The 21,624-nt window shown below is 64.6% G+C and carries 22 protein-coding genes; all 22 read right to left on the minus strand.

Features of this window, described 5'->3' with window-relative positions; translation table 11 throughout:
- Positions 1-121: 121 nt before the first annotated feature.
- Positions 122-781: an FkbM family methyltransferase gene (locus tag FJ978_RS28250; protein ID WP_140575921.1), complete on the minus strand. Its 660-nt coding sequence runs from the start codon at positions 779-781 to the stop codon at positions 122-124.
- Entirely contained in the window at positions 778-3,525 is a 2,748-nt protein-coding gene (locus tag FJ978_RS28255; protein WP_140575923.1) for a methyltransferase domain-containing protein, read from the minus strand. Before FJ978_RS28255 ends, FJ978_RS28250 begins: the two co-directional genes overlap by 4 nt.
- A 7-nt stretch (positions 3,526-3,532) precedes the next feature.
- Positions 3,533-3,886 carry a DUF2190 family protein gene (locus FJ978_RS28260; protein WP_140575925.1) on the minus strand — a complete coding sequence of 118 codons (354 nt, stop codon included), beginning with the start codon at positions 3,884-3,886 and terminating at the stop codon, positions 3,533-3,535.
- Positions 3,887-3,956: 70 nt separating this feature from the next.
- A complete protein-coding gene (locus FJ978_RS28265) occupies positions 3,957-5,582 on the minus strand; it encodes a hypothetical protein (protein ID WP_140575926.1) in 1,626 nt (541 codons plus the stop codon).
- An 89-nt stretch (positions 5,583-5,671) separates the two neighbouring features.
- Positions 5,672-6,304, minus strand: coding sequence for an HK97 family phage prohead protease (locus FJ978_RS28270; protein ID WP_140575928.1), 633 nt, complete (start codon positions 6,302-6,304; stop codon positions 5,672-5,674).
- Complete coding sequence (locus FJ978_RS28275) at positions 6,297-7,751, minus strand: phage portal protein (protein ID WP_181180437.1); 1,455 nt, start codon at positions 7,749-7,751, stop codon at positions 6,297-6,299. The genes FJ978_RS28270 and FJ978_RS28275 overlap by 8 nt, the downstream gene beginning before the upstream one ends.
- Before the next feature lie 72 nt (positions 7,752-7,823).
- Entirely contained in the window at positions 7,824-8,018 is a 195-nt protein-coding gene (locus tag FJ978_RS28280; protein WP_140575932.1) for a hypothetical protein, read from the minus strand.
- Positions 8,019-8,021: 3 nt separating this feature from the next.
- On the minus strand, positions 8,022-9,971 hold the full coding sequence (locus FJ978_RS28285) for a terminase gpA endonuclease subunit (RefSeq protein ID WP_140575934.1): 1,950 nt from the start codon (positions 9,969-9,971) through the stop codon (positions 8,022-8,024).
- A gap of 10 nt (positions 9,972-9,981) precedes the next feature.
- On the minus strand, positions 9,982-10,587 hold the full coding sequence (locus tag FJ978_RS28290) for a hypothetical protein (RefSeq protein ID WP_140575936.1): 606 nt from the start codon (positions 10,585-10,587) through the stop codon (positions 9,982-9,984).
- Positions 10,588-10,845: 258 nt separating this feature from the next.
- Positions 10,846-11,802: a hypothetical protein gene (locus tag FJ978_RS28295; RefSeq protein WP_140575937.1), complete on the minus strand. Its 957-nt coding sequence runs from the start codon at positions 11,800-11,802 to the stop codon at positions 10,846-10,848.
- Positions 11,803-12,200: 398 nt separating this feature from the next.
- Positions 12,201-12,389, minus strand: a complete 189-nt coding sequence (locus FJ978_RS28300) for a hypothetical protein (protein ID WP_140575939.1) — start codon at positions 12,387-12,389, stop codon at positions 12,201-12,203.
- Positions 12,386-14,299: a phage/plasmid primase, P4 family gene (locus tag FJ978_RS28305; RefSeq protein WP_140575941.1), complete on the minus strand. Its 1,914-nt coding sequence runs from the start codon at positions 14,297-14,299 to the stop codon at positions 12,386-12,388. The genes FJ978_RS28300 and FJ978_RS28305 overlap by 4 nt, the downstream gene beginning before the upstream one ends.
- Positions 14,300-14,611: 312 nt before the next feature.
- The gene (locus tag FJ978_RS28310; RefSeq protein ID WP_140575943.1) at positions 14,612-14,950 is read right to left on the minus strand and encodes a transcriptional regulator; all 339 of its coding nucleotides are present in this window, start codon (positions 14,948-14,950) and stop codon (positions 14,612-14,614) included.
- Entirely contained in the window at positions 14,950-15,999 is a 1,050-nt protein-coding gene (locus FJ978_RS28315) for a DNA methyltransferase (RefSeq protein ID WP_140575944.1), read from the minus strand. Before FJ978_RS28315 ends, FJ978_RS28310 begins: the two co-directional genes overlap by 1 nt.
- Positions 15,996-16,415, minus strand: a complete 420-nt coding sequence (locus tag FJ978_RS28320) for a hypothetical protein (protein WP_140575946.1) — start codon at positions 16,413-16,415, stop codon at positions 15,996-15,998. Before FJ978_RS28320 ends, FJ978_RS28315 begins: the two co-directional genes overlap by 4 nt.
- Entirely contained in the window at positions 16,412-17,806 is a 1,395-nt protein-coding gene (locus FJ978_RS28325) for a DEAD/DEAH box helicase (RefSeq protein ID WP_140575948.1), read from the minus strand. Before FJ978_RS28325 ends, FJ978_RS28320 begins: the two co-directional genes overlap by 4 nt.
- A complete protein-coding gene (locus FJ978_RS28330; protein WP_140575950.1) occupies positions 17,803-18,291 on the minus strand; it encodes a TrmB family transcriptional regulator in 489 nt (162 codons plus the stop codon). Before FJ978_RS28330 ends, FJ978_RS28325 begins: the two co-directional genes overlap by 4 nt.
- Positions 18,291-19,637 carry a primase-helicase zinc-binding domain-containing protein gene (locus FJ978_RS28335; RefSeq protein ID WP_140575951.1) on the minus strand — a complete coding sequence of 449 codons (1,347 nt, stop codon included), beginning with the start codon at positions 19,635-19,637 and terminating at the stop codon, positions 18,291-18,293. The genes FJ978_RS28330 and FJ978_RS28335 overlap by 1 nt, the downstream gene beginning before the upstream one ends.
- Entirely contained in the window at positions 19,634-20,203 is a 570-nt protein-coding gene (locus FJ978_RS28340) for a hypothetical protein (RefSeq protein WP_140575953.1), read from the minus strand. The genes FJ978_RS28335 and FJ978_RS28340 overlap by 4 nt, the downstream gene beginning before the upstream one ends.
- Positions 20,200-20,544, minus strand: coding sequence for a hypothetical protein (locus FJ978_RS28345; protein WP_140575955.1), 345 nt, complete (start codon positions 20,542-20,544; stop codon positions 20,200-20,202). The genes FJ978_RS28340 and FJ978_RS28345 overlap by 4 nt, the downstream gene beginning before the upstream one ends.
- Positions 20,541-21,077 carry a DUF1643 domain-containing protein gene (locus FJ978_RS28350; RefSeq protein ID WP_140575957.1) on the minus strand — a complete coding sequence of 179 codons (537 nt, stop codon included), beginning with the start codon at positions 21,075-21,077 and terminating at the stop codon, positions 20,541-20,543. Before FJ978_RS28350 ends, FJ978_RS28345 begins: the two co-directional genes overlap by 4 nt.
- Positions 21,078-21,560, minus strand: coding sequence for a hypothetical protein (locus FJ978_RS28355; protein WP_246678218.1), 483 nt, complete (start codon positions 21,558-21,560; stop codon positions 21,078-21,080).
- Between the last annotated feature and the right edge of the window lie 64 nt (positions 21,561-21,624).

Genomic DNA, 21,624 nt, shown 5'->3' on the forward strand with positions numbered 1-21,624 from the left:
GTTGCGATTTCCAGAAACGGTTAGCCATTGTTGTCCCTCAGCGTGAGCGTGCTCACGGTCACGGCCTTGGCCCATCGTGAAACTGGTCGACCTACCATGTCGGTTCCGCTAGTTCCGGGCATCAGATACCCCAGATCCTGTCGCTGTCGGCGACGCGCACGAAGATCATGTTCGAGCCGCACCAGGAGTGCAGCGTGAAGCCCTTGGCATGCATCAGCGCGTCGAGTTCATGGCTGGTGTCGCCGCTGCCATTGTCGGCCTCGACGATGACGACGCGCGGCGGATTTGCGCCGAAGTCGGCGGCGCGCAGGACGTCGATGTCGAGGCCTTCGATGTCGATGTTGAGCAGGTCCGGCCAGGTGCCGCATGCTTCGCGCTGGACGATCTCGTTCAGCGTCATAACCGGCCAGTCGACGCTGCCCGTGATGCCAAGTGTCATCGCGGTCGCCTTGTCGAAGGTGAAGCGGCCAGGATCGGCGGCGACGTGGTAAAAGGTAAGCGTTCCATGGACGGGCGCCACGCCGGCGCAGATGTTTTTGTCCTCCGGCCGCGCGTCCAGAAATGCCATGAACAGCTTGCCGTTCGGCTCGACATTGATGCCGCGCGAGCCGCGCTCATAGAGCAGCGCCGTGTTCGACAGGTCGAACGGGTGATAGGCGCCGACGTCGAGATATCCAGGCTTTTCAATGCCCAGCCGCTTGAAGATGTTGAGCACGGCGAGATCGTCGCCATGCTGGGCATAGGTGCGCCCGCCGAACCATTGATCGCGGTGGCCGGTCATTTCCGACCCTCGGCAATCGCGCTTTCGATCCAGTTGAACTTTTCGCCGATGACGCGGTGGTGGCCCTCGACGCCGGTCAGCGCGGCATGGCTGGAGTTATGCTGTTCAGCGGGCACGACATCCTCGAAGCCGGCGAAGTAGAGACAGGCCTCGATCAGGCCTTGCGACCAGATCGCCTTGTGGCCGTGCGCGAAGATGATGGCGTGCATGGCGCCGCGCATATCGGCCGACGGTCCCCATTTGCGGGTGAAGTCGAAATAGTCCTGGTCGCCGCGCAGCCGGATGTTTTCGAGGCTGGGGACACAGATGCGGATGACGCCGCCCGGCCTCAGCACCCGCCGGCATTCGGCGAAGAATTTTAGCGCCTGCTGGTAATCGACATGCTCGACGACATGCTCGGCATAGATGAAATCGGCATAATCGGCCGGGAACGGCAACGGCCTGGTGATGTCGATCTCGGCGTCGAAATTCTGCCAGCCGTCGAGCTTGTTGGTGCCGCAGCCGAAGTTGAGCTTGACCGCCGGCACATCGGGCGCGACAGGCGCTTCTACCTCGACCGGCTCCGGCGGCATGGCAGCCTCAACGAAGGCGTCCAGCGCTTCCGGCGCGCAATGCGTGATCCAGTCGAGGCCAGCGGCATTCTCGGCTGTGATCTGGCCCCTATCGCCGCGCTCGGCCTTGAGCGGCAGCATCTTCAGATCCTCGCCGACCAGGTCGAAGATGATCTTTTCAGGCGTCGGGCTCTTGGTGCGGTTCCACCAGTCGTAACGCTCGATGAACTTGGACTGCCAGAGATAGTCGACGCTGAAGAACATCAGGCCGGTTTCCGCCCAACCGGTTTCCTTGCGCTTGGTGCCTTCGACCGGCACCGAGGCCGCCCTGACGCCATCGGCCATCATCTTGCGGATGATCGGCAGCACCGGCTTGGAAAGCAGGCTGTCGCCCTCGATGTGGACGACGTAGTCATATTGGCCGTCGATCGCGCTTTCGAGACCCTTGCAGAAGGCCCTGCCCCATCCGTCTTTTCCGCCGCGCGCCAGATGTCCAATATTGTCGGGGAACGAATATTTCACGGCATCTTCGCCGGGAAGCACCAGCGGTGAATCGCTGTCGACCAGAGCCAGATCGACGGTCCAGCCATTCACATGTCGGTGCAGCGCTTCCCACTGCCCGGCAAGCTTCTGCTTTTCCGCCGTGTCGACGTAGGTGGTGCCGAACACCAGGATGCGCGGTGTCGCCGCATGCTCGGTGGCGAAGGCCTCGACCAGCGGCACGGCCTTGGCCAGGTCGATGGTCTTGTCGCATTTGTGGTGGCGGTCGAAGCACGCGCACGGCTTCACCGGTTCGATCGGCAGCGTCGGCGCCAGGTGCGCGCCTACGATATTGGTATAGCGGTAGCTTTCGTTGCCGCCATAGACACAGATGTTCGGCGTGCCGACCGACTGCGCCAGGACGGGCGTGAAGCCGGCATTGCCAAAGACCAGCGCGGCCTCGGCAAACAGCCCGGCCAGCGTCTCGAAATCCGCCTCGCCATGGTGCAGTTTCAGGTCGGCCGGCTGTTCCTCGCCGACGATGTGCTCGCCCTTCTGGTTCAATTCGCAGATCGATACGGTGAAGAACCGGTCCTTGATCGAGCGGTAGAGCGCCGCATAGGCTTCGGTGTCCGGCGAGCGCGACGGGCAAGGCCAGGTGGCGTTGATGATAATCGGCCGGTAAACCATGATCGGCTTGCCGGAGGTGTCACCAACCAGCGCCCTCGCCGCTTCCCGCCACTCCGGTTTGACCGGCAGCGAGAAATCCGGATGCTCCGGCACTGGCAGGCCGACCGAGCCGAACATGGCTGCAAGCAGCGTGCCATGCCGCTTGGTCGCCGCATGGTCGTAGCCGATCTTCTTCTCAGCCGACTGGCTTGGCCTGGCGACGCCGACGCCATTGCCCCTGTCGCGGATGCGGGGATCAAGCTTGCCCGAGACCAGCGTGACCTTGAGCCCTTCGGCTATAAGATCGTGGAACATGGCGGTGTAATAGGTCTGCAACTCGACGCTGCGCGTCTTCATCAATTCGCGCAGGACCGCGCGCTGATGCAGGTTGTCGCCCATGCCGTACATCGACAGCACGGTCAGCGGCGGTTTGACGGCAACGCGGTCGAGCATGGTTTCCTCAAAACTCACTTTCGGCCAAACGCTGATGGCGCTGTCCGGATTGGCATTGATGATCTCGACGCCGACGCGCTTCAGCGACGGCGCCACCGCAGCGAATTCGGTGGCATGCAGGTCGAAAGACCCCTTGACCAGAGGCCATGGGTAGGCAGCGCCGTGGTGGTGGCGCGTGCCATCTTCGGCGAAGCGGCCGTCGACGCCGAGCAGAACGACGCGACAACAGCCGAGATGGACGGCGAGATTGACGGCGCCGGTAACGGATGTGCGCGCCAGCGCGAGCTGGTTCGGCTTGTTGGCAATGCCTTTTGCCGGATCGATCTTGGTCAGCCGCAGGACGTCGCGCGGCCCGCCATTCGACGTGGTGACGATCCGACCGGCGAAAGGCCGCTCCCTGGAACCGATTTCGCTCCACCAGCGAGCATCGGCGAAAAACAGGATGTCGGCATCAGGCCATGTCAGGTGCGCCGAGTTGATGGCGATGACCCGCCGCCCTTTCAGCAGCGACAGGTCGAGATCGAGCACCGACGGCCCGCCCGCGAGCACGAAGGCGGTTTCGCCTTCCCAGTCGCGGACGAGCTGCGCCATGCTGCGGTTAGATCGTAAACGCAGCCGTCAGCCGCACCTTGCCGGTGGAGGACGGATTGGCCGCCGCCTCGATGGCGACACCGATCAGCTTGTTGGAGCCGGCGGTGCCGGTGGCCTCGCCGGATGCGGCGACCCAGTAGATGCGCTCGCCCACGGTCCAGGCCTGCGCCGAGACCTTGGGCAGTTCGTAGACCCCGATCAGGCCGAGTTCACCGCTGTCGCCGACAGCGATATCGGTCTGCGCGACACCGAACAGCGAACCGGCGACGACGCCGTCGCCGGATGCGACGTCTACGGCGCCGGTGACGTCTTCGTTGGTCCAGGTAATGGTGTTACCCGGCTGGATATAGTTCTTGGCCATTGCAGGCCTCCTTTGCGGAATTGAGGAAGGGGGAAGCGGGCGGCGACGCCGCCCGCAAAGATCAGGCCGCTTAGGCGCCCGGGTTTTTGTAGCCGAAGCGGTAGTCGGTGGCCCCAACACCGAAGTCGATCTCGACCGACATCTTGAAGCCCTGGGTGCCGAACGGCTCGTCGGTGCGCACGCGCGGCGCCTCGTAGCCTTCGAGGTAGCCCCAGCGGTAGTTGGAGCCGAGCGCCGGATTGGCGAAGGCATACCAGGCATTGCCGGTGATCTGCGCGGTGTCGAGCACATCGAGCTTGCCGGAGAAGATGTTGACGGTGGCGACCGTCGCCGGCGTGATCGAGGCGATCAGCATTTCCGCCTCAGTCAGCTTGTCGGGGCCGACGAGCAGCAGCTTGGCGGCGTTCGACAGCAGCTGGTTGCCGCCGGTCGACTTCTGCTTCGACATGGCGGCGCGCGCCTTGCCGACATTGGTGACGTCGATGACCGTGCCGGGGCTGGCAAGGTTGGCATGGTCGGCGTGGAACACCGACTTGCCGTCCGCCAGTTCAGCGTTGAAGGCCATCGAATAGAAGGTCACTTCCTCGAACAGCGCCACGGTCGGGCCATAACTCGACAGCAGGTCGGCAATGGCGCCGATGTTGTCGTTGATCAGCATCTGACGGGTGATGGAAAGCGCGATGGCGTAGCTGAACGCCTGCACGGTTTCCTTGCCCTCGTTGAAGGTGCCGTATTTGATCTCGCCGGATTCCAGCACCTTCTGCAGCATCGGAAAATCGCCGGTCTTGACCGTGGTGTGCGGCCTGAAATCGTTGAAGTTCTGCTTGCGGGCGATGCTGCGATAGGTCGGCTGGGCCAAGGCATAGCGGCCTTCGAGGGTGCGGTTGATGGCATTCTCGAAGATGATCGGGAAGTCGCTGGTCGACATGCCGGCGCGCGTCAGGATCTCGTCCTTCTGGCGGGCATTGACAACCATGCCACCGCGCCAATCGATCGTCTGCGCGGCGATGTCGATGACACTGCGGCCCATGAAGGCACGGGCTGCCACGGAAGGCCCGGCGGCCGGCAACGGTGCGCCGAACGAATAGGCCAGCGCCTCGGTCATGGCGGTGCGCCTGACGTCGCGATCGTCTTGCGTGATGCGGGCCGGATTGGTCTGCGTCTGCCGCGAACGGGCGGCAAGCAGGTCGAACATCTGCGCGCGGAAGGCCGCAGGATCGACATTGCTGCGGATTGCGGTCTGCTCGTCTTCCGTCGAGAGATCGACGCCCTGGGCACGAGCCGTCGCCGCGATGCCGACGATGTCGGCGGCACGGGTCGCAGCATCGGTCGACGGCGTCTGGCGCTGATGGCTGCGGGTCTCTTCCTCTTCGGCCGTGCGGATCTGCGCCCTGACCTGTTCGATATCGGTCAGGATCGCGGCATGGTCGGCCTCGATCGTTCGCGCCGCCTCGGGCGCGGTGTCATCCTTGATCTCGGCCTTCTTCTGCTCGGCCTTGGTGGTCAGTTCGATGAGCTTGCTGCGCAGGCCTGCAAGCGCCAGCGGCGCCGCATGGGCGAGGTTCGTGATGTTGAAATGCTGGTGCAGGTCGAACGGCATATGCGGTGCCGCATAGGCCAGGTCGGCGCCAAGGCCGACGAGAAGGCCGGCGCACAGGATCATGGCGACGGCCGCGGAGAAGAAAGCCTTTTTCATGGCTCGGTTCCTTTGCGTTTCCGGGGCGATGCGCCGTCGCCCTGCGTCCCCGGTGGAGCGCAGGCGGCCATTAAAACGGGTGTTTTGGGTTAGCGGCCGAGACCGGCCATGCGTTGCTGCATGCCAAGCCGTATGCGGCGAACCTCGTTCATGTCGGCGAGCGTGCGCATGACGCGGCAATCGAACGTTTCCGGCTTGGCGCCGCCGGCGCCGCGCACCTGCGCGCCGGGATCGGCCGGGATCGGCACCGCCGAGATTTCCCACGGCTCCCAATCGACAACGCGGTGCAGTGGCACCTTGCCGTCCATTTCCTTGCGCTCGACGGCGTGGATGCGGTAGCCGACCGAGATGTTGGAGACGGTGCCTTCCTTGATCCGGGCGACGCGGTCGACGGCGTCGGCGGCGGCGGAAAGCTGAACCCTGGCGACACCCTTGCCGCCTTCGAGGCGGGCGGTGCCGCGCACCACGGAACCGATGACGTCGTTCAGGCTCCACTGGCCGTGCGTGTCGAGGAATGGCGCGCCGCTGTTCAGCCGGTCGAGCCGGATGGCGTTGCCGCTCACGATCAGTTCCTCGTCGAATTCGCCATCCATCCACGAAAAGCGGCGCACCGTGGCGCCAGTCGTCCAGATGACGTCGATGGTGTTCGCAGCCTCGTCGAATGAGCCGGCTCGCACCTCGGCGTCGCGCAGCATCTGCGGCAGGCGGATGATCTCAGTCATTGTTGCCATCCTGTGGGTTTTGCGGAGCGCCATCGCCATTTTGAGCGGCCGGCGCCGGCGGCGAACCGCCGTTGAGCGGCCGGCGGCCGTCGATGTCGAGGGCAAGCTTGGCCTTGTCGACGACATCGAAGAAGGTCCTGGTGTCGGCGACCACCTTCTTCCAGTCGCGTCCCCAAGCTGAAATGAACTCCTGCGGCGACTGACGGCCGGCGCGGACAGAAGCGATATCCGCCTCGAGGTCTTTCTTGGGATCGATCGGCTCGTTGGCCGGCATGATCAGGTCGACCGGATAGCCGTCGCTGCGTGGCCGCAGCTTGCCGGCCAGGATGGCGCGTTCGGTGAAACGACGCGTCGTCGGCAAGACGAGGCGTGGTGCCGCCATCTGCCACTGAATCTGCTCGACCAAGCGTCGGAAATCGATCTTGCCGGCGCGCAGAGACGAGTAATTCGCCTGGCGCAAATCGCCGGTCAACTGGTCGTAGGTGATACCAGCGCCGGCCGCCATGGCCTGCATGCCCGCGACATAGACGGTGCCGAACTGCGATTGCGACGACGGCTGCGCGAACACCATGTCGGAATTGCCGATGTCGACGATCATACCTGGCTCGATGCGGGTGACCTTCTGGCTATCGCCGGCGCCATCGGTGGCGTCCTTGGTTGCGAACGGATTGGGATCGCCCGGCTGGCTCTTTCGGAAACCAGCAAAACAGGCCTGCGTCCGCGCCTGCATGATGGCGGCGTCGGTTAGATCCTGCATTTCCCTGCCATTAAGCAGAATCGGAGCAAACCATGTTATGCCGCGCACCTGACCCCAGCGCAGCGGCCGATACAGGTGGCAAAGATTGGCCCATTCGACCATAGTCGAGCCGCCGACCAGTGACGAAACCGACATGTCGCCAGGATGGTTCTTCCACAGCCAAAGGCCTTTGCGGCGGCCATTGTCCCCAAGCTCAACGCCGAGCCTGGTGTTCGACCCAGCAATGCCATAGTCGCGCGAGGTGTCGATCTGATCGCCTTCCATGCCCTGCAGCCGGAACGGCACGCTGCCATCGGCTTCCTGCGAAGTCAGGTCGATGAAGCGGATGACGGAATCGCCGCCCTCGATCATCGATCGCAGCGTCAAGCCCTGCATGGCTGAGAAATCTAGCACACCCTCGACGTCAGCCTGATCGTGCCATTCTTCGTAAGCAAGACGGAACTGATTGTCGGCGCGATCGGACCCGGTATTCGCCACAACGGTGATGCCGGTGCCGATGACGTGCGAGACCAGCACATCGAGGATGCGCTGTCCGGCCCAGCTGTCCCTGACAAATTCGCGCGCCCGATTGCGCAATGTCGACATCGCGGGGCCAATCTCGACATTGGCCGATGTGCCGCGCCCGCTCCATCCTCGGTTTCGCCGACCCGACTTGCCGGCCGCATAGTCCCGATCAAGCCGATCAAGCATGGCGCGAGCCGACGCGCGTCGCAAGCCAGCCTGCGGCGAGAACACGGAGATTAGGCGGTCGAGCGCGTTCATTCAGGTGCCGCTATTGTATTCGGTGAACATCGCGCCTGGCATCGAACCCTTGACCTCGGCCTCCATGCGCGCCAACACGCGTTCCATCTCGGACATCGAGCGAAAGGTGAGCATCGTTTCGCCGTGCTTGGTCATCAGCACGCCGGACGCCATCGCCTTCTTGATGTTGTTGATGTCGGTTTGCGTCCAGGCCATCGGTCAATCCCAGAAAGAGGCTTCGGCCGGCTCGGCGGATGCCTGCTGCTTTGGTGATTCCGGCGCCCGCATCTGCGCCTGCAGGATCTCGGGCGCGAAGAGGTCGACGCCTTTCGGGAAGCCACGCTCGGATGCGATCTTGCGCCACTGGTCGGCCGTCATGCGCGACAGGCCGAGATAGTCGGCGAGTGCTGCGTTGTAGATCTCGCAGTCGAGCAGGTGGTTTTCCTCGCCGGCGCGCGGCTTCCAGACACGGCGGACGCGCCCTCTGAATGTTTCGGAGGCCAGATATTCCGAGGTGATCTGGCGGAAATAGACCTCGTCCTGCCACCAGGCGAAATGGCAGTAGCCTGGCGGGTTGGCGGCTTGCCCGGCGGCGATGCCTTCCTTGCGCAGCTGCGCGTAGAAAGCGCCTTTCAGCGGCCAGGTGCCGACCGCCCAGACCATGGCGCCGTTGCGGATGCGCTTGCCCTTGAAGTCGATGTCGACGGGCGACGGCTGGCCGATCGCCGGGCGGCTCCAGCCATCCTCGCCCTTGAGCGCGAAGCAGGCCGCCTTGCCGCGCACCCAGGTGTAGACGACATGGGCACGGTAGCCGCTGTCGACGCCGAACAGGTCGACGGTGCGGGCGCGGCCATAGGCGTCCGGCCATTGCGTGACTCGGATCTTCTCCAGTTCGGCGAACGCGCCGGCATGCGGATCGTCGGTTTCGCCGGAGAGATAGCCGGCGTCGACGACCCAGCTCTGCCCGTCCGGCGCCCAGGCCTTGACCGAATACCAGATGCCACGCATCTGCACGTCGGCGGCGCCGGTCAGGATCAGGCCGGCGGGCGGGATGTGGCCGCGCTTCTGTTCCTTGTCGCGGCGCAGCATCAGCTTTTCGTGGTCGGGCGCGTCGCCCTTGACCTCGAACGGCAGGCCGAGCGTCAGGTTTTCGAAGGTCTTGAGCTTGAGCGGGTCGCCGGCGGCCTTGACGAACCGCTCGGCGATCTTCTCCCACGGCACGAAGGGCGAGGTCAGCGCATCGAAATGGTAGCTCGGATGAGCGCCGGGGCGTTCGGCGGTGGCGATCCACGCCCCCTTCTTCATCAGTTCGACCTTGTCGGCCGCCTCGACGATCGCGCCGCAGCAGGGCGTCGCGTAATAGGCCTTGTAGGGAAACGTCTCCTCGAACTTGAAATACTGGCGGTCGAAGACGAACTTGAACGGCGTGGCACAGCCGGGGCACGGCATGTGCCAGTAGCGCTGGTCGCCGGCGTGGAAGCCGCTGTCGATCTTCGAGGCGCCCTTGACGGTCGGCGTCGAGATCTTGGCCCGCTTCCATTCGCCAGACATCAGGAACGATTCCTGGCGGCCCTCGATCATGCCGAGCGGATCGCCCTGGCCGTCGAGATCATCGGGGTACTCGTCGACCTCGTCGAGCAGCGCGACCTTGATCGTCTTGGAGCGCAGGTCGGCCGGCGACGAGGCGATCGCCAGCGTCAGCGAGCCGCCGGGATAGACCTTCGACGTGGTGGTCGAGGCATCGCCGGCGCGGCTGGTCTGCGGCTTGACCTTGCGCTTGAGCGCCGGCGTCTTCTCGATCGCCAGCGCCAGCTTTTCGCGGTTGAAGTCGGACAGCGCGCCCGATGTCGGCTGGACGATCATGACCCGGCACGGGTCCTGGTCGATGATGTGGCCGACCGCGGCGAGCAGCAGCGTGGTGAAGCCGGTCTGCGCCGACTTGCGGATGTCGATCTCGTTGACGCCGGAATCCATCGCCAGCATGTCGAGCGGTTCGATGATGTAGGGCGTCAGCGAGGCGTCCCATGGCTCGTTGGCCTTGGGGCCGTCCGGCACGATCAGGTTGGCCTGCGCCCAGGCGCTGGGCGCCATGCGCTCGGGCGGCATGATCAGCGCGGAAAGCGTGCCGGCGATCACCGCCAGGGCGGAGCGCTTGAGGTTGAGCTTCATGGACGGTCTTTCAGTCGGCACCGAGATCGAACTCGTTGCCGGTTTCCTCGTCGGCCTGGCCCTCGCTGCGCTGCAGGGTCAGCGCATCGGCGGCACGGCGGCGGATCTGGTCCTTGATGTCGCGCAGCTTGCGGCGCAGTGCCGGCTCGCCTTCGCGGGATGCCGCCATGATCTCGCCGGCGAAGGTCGGCAGCTGCTCGATCGCCCGCACGATCGCCTCGCCGGCCCGCACCATGGCGGTCTCGACCTCGGCGACCGGCACCAGCTTGCCGAGCCTTTCGCTGACGTCGAGGGCGGAGCGGCGCGCTTCCCACTGCGCCTTCTCGGTCTGGGCGTCGCGCAGCGCGCTCGGAATGTTGGCCGGCTCGGCTGCCTTCTCCTCGCGCACCGTCTCGGCGGCCTGCTCGCGGTAGGCGTCGCCGGCGGTGCCGATCGCCTTGTCGAAGGCGGCAAGGTCGACCTGGCGCTCGCGACCGTTGCGGCGAGTGGTCAGCAGGCCCTCGGCCTCGTAGCGGTCGACGCGCTTCTTGATCGCGACCTTCGAGACGCCGCGCATGGCCGCGATCTCGGACAGCGACTTCCACACGGGCGTCGGCAGGTCGGCAGGCGATTGCATGTCTGAAGCCTGCCGAGGTTTACCGTTCACCGGCCATCGTTAACATCGTAAACCCAGATTTCCGCACCCTCTCACTAGCGAACCCGCGGGCTACGCCGTCCCGCATACGGTTTGGAGACGGGGAAGGACCCGTGACGGGGGGGGGTCGGCGGCGCTGGGCATGGTGCCGAAACGAGAACACCCCGCGACCGGTTTGCGGTGGCGGGGTGTTCGATGCTTTTTATCCGTGACAAGACATCCACCAAATCGCTGCACGCGTCAAGCGGGTGCTGCATTCTTTTTGTTGAACAGCTTGAACCATGAGGGGAAGCGCAGGGCCATGGCTGCATCGGCCTTGTCCTGCTGCGCCTTGAGCAGCACCGCGTTGCCGACGAGATCGGGCAGCACGCGGGCCATCGGCATGGGCGTCAGCCATGGTGCGACAGGGATGGCGCATGGCAGCATGGCCACCTCCTTCATCTGGTGCGCCAGCGCGTCGAACACGATGGCCAGCGCCGACAGCCAGATCTCATGCTCGGCCCTGGCGATGATGGCGTTGACCGGATCGGGATCGAGGTATGGCTTGGTGTAGGCGCCAGGCAGCGCATCACCACGCTTGTCGACGCCATTGACCTCGATCATGCGCGCCACCGTCTCGTCGACACCATCGACCATCTTGCCCGTCAGCTGGTCCTGCGTGACCTGCAGATAGTAGCGCGGCTTGCCGTTGCCGTGGCGCTCGATCTCTTGGCGGACAGCGTCGAGCTGCATGCCATCCGCATCCCAGCCCATCACCGCGCGGCGGATGACCAGCTCGGATGGCTTCAGCCGCAGCGTCACCCTGCCCTGCCCGTCATCATGGGTCATGCGCTGCCATGCATCGCTGACCGCCTTGGCACCAAGGCCGGCGAAACGGTCAAGCTCGGGCGCAGGACGCCAGTCCTCGGGCAGTTCGAGCGCATAGTCGTCGAGCGCCATCACCGCATCACCGATCACTTGGGCATCCTCGCAGGGCCAGCTGTCGGCGGAGAAGTCCGGCACCGCGCCAAAGGCGTTGACGCCGAACGCATCGACCAGCGACAGCAGTTCGGAAAAGCGCCCGGTGCGATCCCAGCCGCCGGCCATCGCCAACGGCCCATCCTGCCGCCTTGGCACCTTGGGAAGTTCATCGCGCCACGCCCAGGCGATGACATCCTCGACCGGGCCGCTGCGTTTTCCCGCCGCATTGCGGCTCAAAGGGCGGTTCCGACTGGTCACAAAGCCGAGATCAGCACCATCTGCACCCGTTTTCATCATCTGCACCCTTTCTCGAAGTGGATAAACCATTGCTTTCGCAAGCAAAACAACCATAGAAAACCGCGATGGTGCAGATGGTGAGGGTAACAGCCGATAACGCATATGACCGGCAGAACATCTGCCCTATCCCCTTGCCGAGACATCACATGCGTACCCTGAAATAACCGGCACCATCGGCACCATCTGCACAACACCTTGATTTCCCTATCCCTTTCACGGTGCCGATCCAGCGACGCAAGCAACGGATCGGCACCACCTGCACCGCAAAAAGGTGCAGACAGACACGATGCCAGCCATCGCAGCGCGAAGCCTGATCAAGGGGAGAAGGGAAAAGCTGATCATGGGCGACCATCCCGCCACAGCAGCCGGTCGATCACCGTGCGCACGACCGCCTGATACTTCGCCTCGCAAAGCCGTCGGTTGATGCGGCGGCTTGGCGGATGCATGCGCAGCGAACAGCGGCACTCGCCGGCGTTGCGGCAATGCGCCAGCGCAACACTCTCGATCGCCACATGTGCCCGTTTCACCGCCCATCCTCCCCATAGCCGCCATGGCCCGGATCGCCGCCGCCCTGGCTCTGCCATTCCGGCCTAATGCCGATGCCGCGATAGAAGGTTTCGCCGTGCGAACGCTGTCGCTGGAACTGCTTCATCTGGCCGTCCGGCCCCTCGAAGCTGCGCTCGGCCGACTTGGCGAAGCGCTTTTCGAAGGTCGAGCGATTGAAGGCGAAGACGCCTTCCGATGCCGCGAACTTCTCGAAGGCGTGATAGAGGTCGATCGGCTTTTCCTTGTCGTCGGGGTTGCCGCTGACATGGCAGGCCATGCGGATGAAGGTGCCGATGGCGTCGCTTTCCTGCCGGTATTCGTTCGACGCCGCACGCACGCCCTCGGGGATCTCCAGCCCATGGTTGAGATAGTCGACGGCGCCCTCGACCATCCAGGCGAACACCGCGCCCGCCTCGGCGCGCAGCTTGCGCGGCAGTGCCCGGTCTGTATCGCCCTCGGCGATCTGCACCGTCCACGGCACCAGCAGCAGGCGGCGCCAGATGCCGTCGGAATCATCGTCGATGCGCGGCTTGTGGTTGCCCGACAGCACGATCTTGAAATGCGGGTCGACCTCGAAGAAATCCTTGTGCAGGCGCCTGACCGGGATCTTCTCGCCGCCGGTCAGCGTCTTGATCAGCGCGTCCTTGAGCTTGACGCCGGCTTCCGGCTCCGATGCCGCCACCAGCCGCGCGCCGGGCAGCCGCGCGAGATCCGGCGTCGCCTCGCCGCCGCCTCGCTTGTTGTCGCCGGAAAAGCTGTCGATCGACAGCGTCACCGCATAGTCGCCCATGATGAAGCACAGCAAATCGACGAAGGTCGACTTGCCGTTGCGGCCGGCGCCGTAGAAGAACAGCATCACCTGCTCGATCGTCAGCCCGGTCAAGAGGTAGCCGCAGAAGCGCTTCAGGAAGGCACGGATCGCCGGATCAGGCTGCACCTTGATCAGGAACTTTTTGAACTCCGGCATGGTGCCAACGCTCACGCTGCCAATCTCCCCCCCTGCGGGGGAGATGCCCGGTAGGGCAGAGGGGGGTGCCTCGCGCCGAGATGTCCGCAGGACAGCACCCCCCTCTGGCTTGCCAGCCATCTCCCCCGCAAGGGGGGAGATCGGACTGCTCCATTCCGCCTCGACCATCTTGGTGATGAAATCGCCTTGCCTGTGCTCGCGCAGCCTTGCCGCCCAGACGAAGCGAGGATCCTCTGGGTCACTCTCCTCGTCCTCGACCTGGACGAAGTCGATCGTGCCGGCACGGCAGTTGACGCTGTAGCGGTCGGTGTTGAGATCCGCGACCTTGCGCGCCATGTAGGGCTGGCCTTCGGCGAGCAGATTGTTGAGTTTCGACGATCCTGCCGTCGATTTGGCATGGCGGCGACGCGAGCCGATGCGCGCGCCCAGCTGCTCCGCGACGCGTTTTGCCGCCTCTACCGCCATCTCGTAGTCCCGCTTGCGGGCGAGTGCCTCGATGTCGGGCAGGCGCTTGCCCTTGTCGGCCTCCATGCGCGCCAGCGCGTCGAGCGCCACTTCGCCGGCGGCCATGACCGCCTGATCGTCGTCGCTCGGCTCGATGGCACCGGCTTCCTTGCGGATCGCCTCGGCGGTGCGATGCGCCAAGCGGCGGATCAGCGAGCCGTCCTCGTCTTCCTTCCATCGCTTGCCGTCGAACACATGCCAGCCGATATGCGCGACGCAGATGGCGATGTGGCTGGCCGCACCGGCATGCTCGCTGGCGAGATCGCCGAAGCGCCGGCGCAACCGGCGTCCGTTGCCGATGTCGGTTTCCGGCTCGGCCGCACAGGCGGCGAGCAGAAGCTGTTCGGGCGAAGGTTCCTCGCCTTCTGGCGGCGCGTCATCGTCCGGAAAATCCGGCTGAAAGTCGTCATCGTCCTCCATGCGTCAGGCGCCAATTCTCAAAAAATGACGACCAGCCGAAGTGACGCTATGTGCCCGATAGTATCCTTCGCGATCTCGCTCGACAGTGACCAATCCGAGATGCACCAATTGCCGACACCACTTGCCTGCTATGAGCGGAATGGCGCCGTTTGAACCGTTCATGCTGGATCGAGCGGTTTTCGAATGAGGCGATACGAGATCGGGAACCCAGCTTTGCCGATGCACCGGCCCATGCTGATCAAGGTATTTCAGGATCCGCAGTTCGAAGTCGCTGACGAACGAGCGGATTGATGCCAACGAAGAAACCATCCCCTACCCCATCCGCCCCATGCGCACGCGCGTCGTCACGCTGCGCAGATATGGTCGTTCCTCCAGCACCGCGTTCGGCCGCCGCCACGACTGCCGGCCGGCGCGCTCGGTCCTGTCTTCAAGCCGGAAATTCGACGCCATGCGGTTGATCGCCTGGAATACGCGCAGATCCTTGGCCGTAGCGCGGTCGAAGCGGTGCGCCATGTAGAGATCGTAAAGCTCGGCACCTCGCTTCATGCGTCGGTTGTTCCAGTCTTTCCGGCATTTGGGCGTGCAGAATTCGCGACCGGTCGCCCGCTCGAACGGCTTGCCGCATTCCAGGCAGGCGTCTAGGCGCGCCATCAGGAAGCGGGCTCCAGTTCGTTAACCATGTCATCGGCGCCCATCGGCGCGTCGTCGGCCTCTTCATCGCTGTCCTGCGGCTCCAGTGCGGTCAGCGCGTCGGCCGACACCGCCGCCGTTTCGCGCGTCATGTTGATGCGCGCCTGGTGGAAATACTTGTCCTTCAGCTCGAAGCCGAGGCCGCGCCGGCCCGACTGCACCGCCGCCCAGACTTCCGAGCCGATGCCGAGGAACGGCGTGAAGACGATGTCGCCGGGGTTGGACCAGAGATCGATGCAGCGCTCGATGACGTCGAGCTGCAGTGGCGAGATGTGCGCCTCGTCATTGCCGTCGCGCGCGGTCAGATATTGCAGGGTGCGGGTCTGGCGGATGTCCATCCACACCGGCGAGGCATAGCGCTGCCAGACCTCGATCGAGAACCAGTTGCGGCTGTCGCTATCTGTGGTGAACTTGGCAAAATCCGGCCCGTCGCCCTCGCCGACATAGCGCTTCAGCGCACCGCTGACCGGCTCCGGATTGTCGCCGGGCTTGCGGAAGGCGACGATATAGTCGGCCAGCGCCTGGCCGGAGATGGTCGAGTCCTTCACCACCTGCTTGTGGTTGAGCCGGTGCGACTTCGACCGCGCCTGCGCCACCACGGCATCCTTCCAGATGCAGACTTCGGAATGGAATTGCCAGCCAGCGTCCTGCCAGGCGCGAATGACCTCGCCGCGGAAGTCGCGCATGCCGATGAAGCCGTCGCGCCGCTTCGAGGTCGGCAGCTGCATCACATGCACCGCCTGGATGCGGCCCGGCATGGTGATGCGCAGCATTTCCGAGATCAGGAACTGGTAATGCTGCCAAAAGGTCTTGCCCTCGGAATTCGACAGGTCGCGGTCGCTGCCCGAGAATTTGTACAGCCCCTCGAAGGGCGGCGAATGCACGCCGAAATGCACGCTGTCGCCCGGCACCGCGCGGATCAGCTCGCAGCTGTCGCCCTGGTAGATGGCATAGCGGTCGGTGACGTCCTGGTCGACGGCCTTGATGGCGGGCAACTTGCGAGCGGTCATTGCGCCGCTCCGGTTGTATCAACATCCCTTATCTGGCGCTTGATCCATTGCCGCATCCGCACAAACCGCTCTTCATCGGTGCGGACGCCCCACGCCTCGTCGTTTTCGAAAACGATCTCTCGGGCAAGTGCCTCGCTGATCCCGAACGTGGCTGCAACAGTTTCGATGTCTTCCGGATCGAGCTTCTGCATATCGATCCCGCGAACGCGACCGACCGAACCAATGGCGCAAACCTGGCCTTCCGTTTCCAATTCGCTGGATACCAACTTCTTCTCAGGCAGAGCATCCATCGCGGCCAGCATCTCGCGAAGAAACGCTTGCCCACGCTTGCCGCGGATGGCGGCTTTAACAGCATCGCGCCAGCGGATGTGTGCCCACTGGTCATCCATGTCGTCGATGTACCCTGATCTGCTCATCCAAATTCCTCCCATGCCGGCAGCCGCAACTTCTGTTTCGGCTGGTAATCGTGCCGCTCCAGCGCCGCACCGCGCACCGCGACCGACGACAAATCGGCCATGTGGCGCACCATCGCTGCCGCCATGCGCTCGGCGTCTTGCTCCTTGCGGTCGAGATTGGCGATGATCGCGCCCTCGGTGTCGGCGGCGATGAAGTCTGCGGTCACCTCATGGCCCTGGCCGAACCGCCAGAAGCGGCGGATCGCCTGGTAGACCTGCTCGAAACTGTCGTTGAGGCCGACGAAGCCGGTGCGATGGCAGTGCTGCCAGTTCATGCCGAAACCGCAGATCGACGGTTTGGTCACCAGCACGCGGATCTTGCCGCGGCTGAAATCCTTCAGCTTTTCTTCCTTGTAATCGTCATGGTCCGAGCCGCGCACCTCGACGGCGCCGGGAATGGCCTTGGTGACGCCCTCGGTCTCGGCATTGAGGTTGCCCCACCAGACATAGTGGCCATCGGCGGGCGTCAGCGATACCGCGCGCGCGATGCGGTGCTCGATGGTCGACTTGCGCGCATGGTTGCGCTCCTGCAGGGTTTTCGCCTGCACCGGCAGCAGCGAGAACTGCCCGCCATCGTCCCAATGCGAGCCGGTCTCGACCACATGCAAGCGCTTGGTCAGCGGCGGCAGTTCATAGCCGTCGTCGCTGTAGCCGAGGTCGGACGGCTTGCGCAGCATCACCGCCCACGACGCCATCCAGCGCCAGAACTCGTTTTCGGCATGGCCCTTCAGCCGCCAGCTTTTCGTCTCCGACCCGTCATGGGTGAAGAAGGTGGCGAGCATCGAGAAATAGCTCATCACGCCGAGGAATTCGGCATGGCTGCCGAGCTCCATGAAGTCGTTCGGCGCCGGCGTCGCCGTGGCCGCGAGCCGGAACGGGATCGGCCTGGCGATCTCGATCAGCCGGTTGCGGTAGTGGCCGTCGAAGCTTTTCAGGATCGAGCTTTCGTCCAGCGCGATGCCGCCATAACGGGAGAGGTCGAACAGGTCGAGCTTCTGGTAATTGGTGATCGCGGTCTCGTCGACGACGCCGTCACGGGTGACGACGCGGGCCAGCAGATCGTATTTCTTCGCCTCGTCCTCATGCTGCGGCCCGACCGCCAGCGGCGCGAACAGCAGCACCGGCTTGCTGGTATGGTTGGACACGACGCGCGCCCAGACCAGCTCCATAAGCGTCTTGCCAAGTCCGGTTCCGGCAAACACCGCCGCCCTGCCCCGGCGCAGCGACCATCGCACGATGTCGCGCTGGTGCGGAAACAGGAACGCCGGCAGGTCCGGCAGGTCGACCAGCCCGCTGGCGACATCGGCCACGCGTTTCTGGGCCAGGAAATCGTGATAGGATTGCAGCGTCATCGGTCGTCCCCGATCGAGAAGACGTGATAGCGGGTCGCGGCGCGCGCCCATTTGCGATCGAAGGTTTGCACCAGGCCGCGAAGCCTCAGCGACGCCACCATGTCGGGCACGCGTGGCCGCGCGACGCCTGCGGCATCGGCCAGATCGGAATTGGTGATCGCGACGTTGCGCGCGCGATCGACCCGTTCATCTAGCGCGCGATAGACGCGCAGCGCCGACATGGTGATACCGAGGCTGGCGGACAGGTCGACATCGGCGCGCGCGCTGCGGGCTATTTTGGGCACAAGCGGTGGAGCGACGATGACCGGAACCACGCGCTCCGGATCGTCAAGGATGACCTCGAAATGGCGCTGGACGAAGACCGATGCCGAAACACCGGCAGCCTTCGCCGCCATCTCGATGGCCGCATTGGTCGGCCGGTCGCACTTGACCGAGAAGCGATACCAGATGCCGGCTGGTTCCGGCGCTGACAGCGACCCGCCCATCAAGCCGCCCTCCCGGTCTTGGCGCCGGCGTCGATGCAATCAGTCTCCCCCCTTGAGGGGGAGATGCCCGGCAGGGCAGAAGGGGTCGGTTCGACCGGTTCAGGGCCAGATGGCGCCAGCGCTTGATGTCCAGCGACCCCCTCTGTCGTCTTTGCCGACATCTCCCCCTCGAGTGGGGAGATCAGTCGCGCCCTGTCCCGCAGCACATCGTTGAAATCCATCCCGTCCGGCGCCCAGTCGATCGCGGCATCGTGGCCGGTCAGCTCGAAGCGGTTGCGGGCGCGCATCATCGCGGCTTGCGTGGTGAAGCGGTCGCTGTCGCCGTCGCCGAGCAGGATCAGCCGCTCGAAATCGTCGGCGGGGATCTGCAGGCAGTCGGTATCGGAAAGGTCAGGCTCATGGCCGCCGACCTTCTGCCGCCGCTTGCGGCCGATCCGGTCGGTCATGGTCAGCGACGGGTGCGGGATCTGCTCGGCCGCCTTGCCTGATATGTTGCCGATGTTCAGGCCGCAGAGCAGCGTCGCGCCTTGATCGGGATGAAGCGCCGCCCAGGACAGCACCGTCTCGATGCCTTCGCCCAGCACGCAGACGCCGCCCATCGGTTCGGTCAACGGTTCGCGCAGCACGATCTTGCCGCCCTTTTGGCTACCCTCGACCTTCTTGGCGTCGAGCAGGTCGCCGGTCGCCGGGTCCGATATCGCCGCCTTGCCGTTGGCGCGCGAAAGATCGAGCCAGGTGCGGTGCACGCCGATGAAATGGCCCGTTGGGTATTCAGGAGTGGCCGGCCCGGTGATCGCCGCCAGCATTGCCGGCCCGGTGTGGATCACCTTGAACTCGTCACCGGCCTTCGAGCGGTGCCAGTAGGCAAGGCTCGACATTTCGCGCAGCGCCTTGATGCGCCAGGAGGGGAAAGGGATGGCGCGCAGCGCCAGATAGTCGCGCAGCCAATGGCCGCCCCGCTCCGGCTCGATTGGCGCGCCGTTTTGCCAGATCTTCCAGGCGCGCAGCCGCGCCTTCTCGCGCCATTCGTTCTTGTCGTCATCGCTCTGCGCCGGCGCCCGTCTGGCGGCCGCGATCGGCTTTTCGCCGGTCAGCTGCTCGATCGCATCAGTGAAGCTGCATTGATGCACATGCTGCACCAGCGCGATCGGATCGCCGCCAGCGCTGGAGGCGCGGCACAGGAAGACGTTCTTGCCCTTGTCGAGCGAGAACCGGTCGCGCCCGCCGCAGCACGGGCACGGCACGCCGCGCTCGTCGATCTTGCAGCCCGCCGCCGCCCCAAGCGCCAGCGCCACGTCGACGATCGACATGTCTCGCGCGCGCGCGACGATCTCGGCGGGGATCATTTCGCTCGCCCCGGACGCTCGCACGGCGCATGCTTGCCGCCGCCGAAGACGTATTCTTTCCAGGGCGTCCAGCACCACATCCCATCGCGATTGCGCAGGAAGCCCCACTTGCGCCGGATCCTGCCCTGCCAAACTATGGTTATGATTTTGCCGGGATCGCCCAAGGGCATAGGCGCATCGGTGCGATCCCTCCCAACCCAATCATAGAGAAGCCGGCCAGACCAACGCCCAAGTACGCGATGGGTATGGGTTGCCGGCCTGAAATGAAGATGCAGCGCCCTTACAATCTGGCGCTTGCGAGAGAAGCCGGTTTTCAGCGCAATGCCCGGCAACAGGTTGATGTCGCAATCAACCGCTTCCGCGTCGGTCACAACTTCCTCTACGTAGGACGTCAGCGGGAACGTCCAGAAATCCCAGGGATGATCGTGTGGATCGGAGTCGGCATCGCCGCGATGAAAGATGTGCAGGCGTAACCTACCGATCCAGATGCGCGTCATGTAAGGCGTGGCGTGCTCGCCATCGACGCCATAGATCGTGTGCTGGCCGATGAAACGGTCTTTCATCATGATCCCCTTCCCGGCACGAACAGGCAGATGGTGCGGCTGTCGTCGCGGCCCATGACGCTGCACCAGTGGAAGCGGCCATCGGGGCTTGGCTTGACCTTGGGATCGCTCATCGGGATCAGCTCGCCGGTCTGGCGGATCTCGTAGCCGCGCGCGCCCTCGATCACCTCGGCGTCAGGCACCTCGCGGCAGTCGACGCCGGAACAGCAACTGAAGGGATAGGTCCAGCCAGACGGCGCGTCGTGCGGCCATGCGCGGCCGTGCGTGCCGGCGAGCACCAGGCCGGCGAGCATGGCTGACACGGCAAGAGCGCCAGCGATGGAATGCAGCGGGCGGCGGGTCATGCGGCGCCCCTGTATTGGAACGGCTGAAACCTGGCATCGTCAGGAATGCGATGCTTTCCGCGCGCCATCGGATGCTTCGGCGAGCCATCCTGCGACGTGCCGAGGCAAACTACGTTGTCGATCCGGCTTGAGATCTGAAGCCACAGGCGATGTCCCCCCTCGCTGGCGCCGGCGCCATAGGCCAACAGCGCGGTCGCACACAGGCGGCAGGCTTCGTCGATCGCGGCACGGTTGAGCGGGCCGATCGGATCGGCGGCGGCAAACATGACCTGCGGATGGCTAGCCCTGAAGGCATAGGCATTGACGACGATGAAGCCACCGAAACCGTTCGCCCTCGCGAAATGAAACAGTCGGTTGATCGTCGGGTCATTCTTGCGACGACCGGCCGTCGACGGGTTGAGCATGCCGACCAGGAGCAGCGGCTTGCCGCGGTCCCATATCCGCCAAAGGGCCATGCGATAGACCGGATCCTCCTCATCGGACATCCATGCGCCTTCGTAGGGGTCGGCGGCGATCCGTTCAGCGAGGGTCACCTACTTCGTGCCTCCGACCACCGACAGTCCGCCGACGCGCGCGGATGCGGCGGCGAGCCGCAATTCGGACACGGCGCGCTCCAGCACCGAGCACTGGCGGTCGATGCCGGCTGCCTCGGCGGGCGTCAGGCGGCCGTCCGCGAAGGCGAGCGCGCCCTTGGCCATCAGTTCGCCGGCCTGCACGACCACCTCGGCGTGGCTCGCCATCATCGAGGCGTTGGCGAGCTCGACGGCGTCGACCGTGTCGGCCAGCCGCCGTCCGTTGAGTTCGGCGAGCACCGCCGTCACCAGCGGCATCGAGCAGTCGGCTTCGAGCTGTATGACCGCCGACAGCGGCATCAGGTCGGGATAGCCGTCATTGTTCCAGCGGCCGACCTCGGTTTTCGAGGCCGAGCACTTTTCGCCGGTGCGCACGATGCCGCCGCAACGTTCGATCAGATCGCGCTGCGCCGCCTTCAGTCGGTAGAACCAGGCACTGGGCATGGTCGTCTCCATGAATGTCCCCCTCGCAAAGGCATTGTTGTTTTTCCCCCACCGGGAAATCCCG

Origin of the sequence: Mesorhizobium sp. B1-1-7 (assembly GCF_006442705.1) — a bacterium.
Taxonomy (GTDB): Bacteria; Pseudomonadota; Alphaproteobacteria; order Rhizobiales; family Rhizobiaceae; genus Mesorhizobium; species Mesorhizobium opportunistum.

Bases quoted from the DNA above. Each gene is read 5' to 3' on its own strand.
- FJ978_RS28250 (WP_140575921.1), bottom strand. From the start codon at position 781: ATGACCGGCCACCGCGATCAATGGTTCGGCGGGCGCACCTATGCCCAG.
- FJ978_RS28255 (WP_140575923.1), bottom strand. From the start codon at position 3,525: ATGGCGCAGCTCGTCCGCGACTGGGAAGGCGAAACCGCCTTCGTGCTC.
- FJ978_RS28260 (WP_140575925.1), bottom strand. From the start codon at position 3,886: ATGGCCAAGAACTATATCCAGCCGGGTAACACCATTACCTGGACCAAC.
- FJ978_RS28265 (WP_140575926.1), bottom strand. From the start codon at position 5,582: ATGAAAAAGGCTTTCTTCTCCGCGGCCGTCGCCATGATCCTGTGCGCC.
- FJ978_RS28270 (WP_140575928.1), bottom strand. From the start codon at position 6,304: ATGACTGAGATCATCCGCCTGCCGCAGATGCTGCGCGACGCCGAGGTG.
- FJ978_RS28275 (WP_181180437.1), bottom strand. From the start codon at position 7,751: ATGCTTGATCGGCTTGATCGGGACTATGCGGCCGGCAAGTCGGGTCGG.
- FJ978_RS28280 (WP_140575932.1), bottom strand. From the start codon at position 8,018: ATGGCCTGGACGCAAACCGACATCAACAACATCAAGAAGGCGATGGCG.
- FJ978_RS28285 (WP_140575934.1), bottom strand. From the start codon at position 9,971: ATGAAGCTCAACCTCAAGCGCTCCGCCCTGGCGGTGATCGCCGGCACG.
- FJ978_RS28290 (WP_140575936.1), bottom strand. From the start codon at position 10,587: ATGCAATCGCCTGCCGACCTGCCGACGCCCGTGTGGAAGTCGCTGTCC.
- FJ978_RS28305 (WP_140575941.1), bottom strand. From the start codon at position 14,299: ATGGAGGACGATGACGACTTTCAGCCGGATTTTCCGGACGATGACGCG.
- FJ978_RS28310 (WP_140575943.1), bottom strand. From the start codon at position 14,950: ATGGCGCGCCTAGACGCCTGCCTGGAATGCGGCAAGCCGTTCGAGCGG.
- FJ978_RS28315 (WP_140575944.1), bottom strand. From the start codon at position 15,999: ATGACCGCTCGCAAGTTGCCCGCCATCAAGGCCGTCGACCAGGACGTC.
- FJ978_RS28320 (WP_140575946.1), bottom strand. From the start codon at position 16,415: ATGAGCAGATCAGGGTACATCGACGACATGGATGACCAGTGGGCACAC.
- FJ978_RS28325 (WP_140575948.1), bottom strand. From the start codon at position 17,806: ATGACGCTGCAATCCTATCACGATTTCCTGGCCCAGAAACGCGTGGCC.
- FJ978_RS28330 (WP_140575950.1), bottom strand. From the start codon at position 18,291: ATGGGCGGGTCGCTGTCAGCGCCGGAACCAGCCGGCATCTGGTATCGC.
- FJ978_RS28335 (WP_140575951.1), bottom strand. From the start codon at position 19,637: ATGATCCCCGCCGAGATCGTCGCGCGCGCGCGAGACATGTCGATCGTC.
- FJ978_RS28340 (WP_140575953.1), bottom strand. From the start codon at position 20,203: ATGATGAAAGACCGTTTCATCGGCCAGCACACGATCTATGGCGTCGAT.
- FJ978_RS28345 (WP_140575955.1), bottom strand. From the start codon at position 20,544: ATGACCCGCCGCCCGCTGCATTCCATCGCTGGCGCTCTTGCCGTGTCA.
- FJ978_RS28355 (WP_246678218.1), bottom strand. From the start codon at position 21,560: ATGCCCAGTGCCTGGTTCTACCGACTGAAGGCGGCGCAGCGCGATCTG.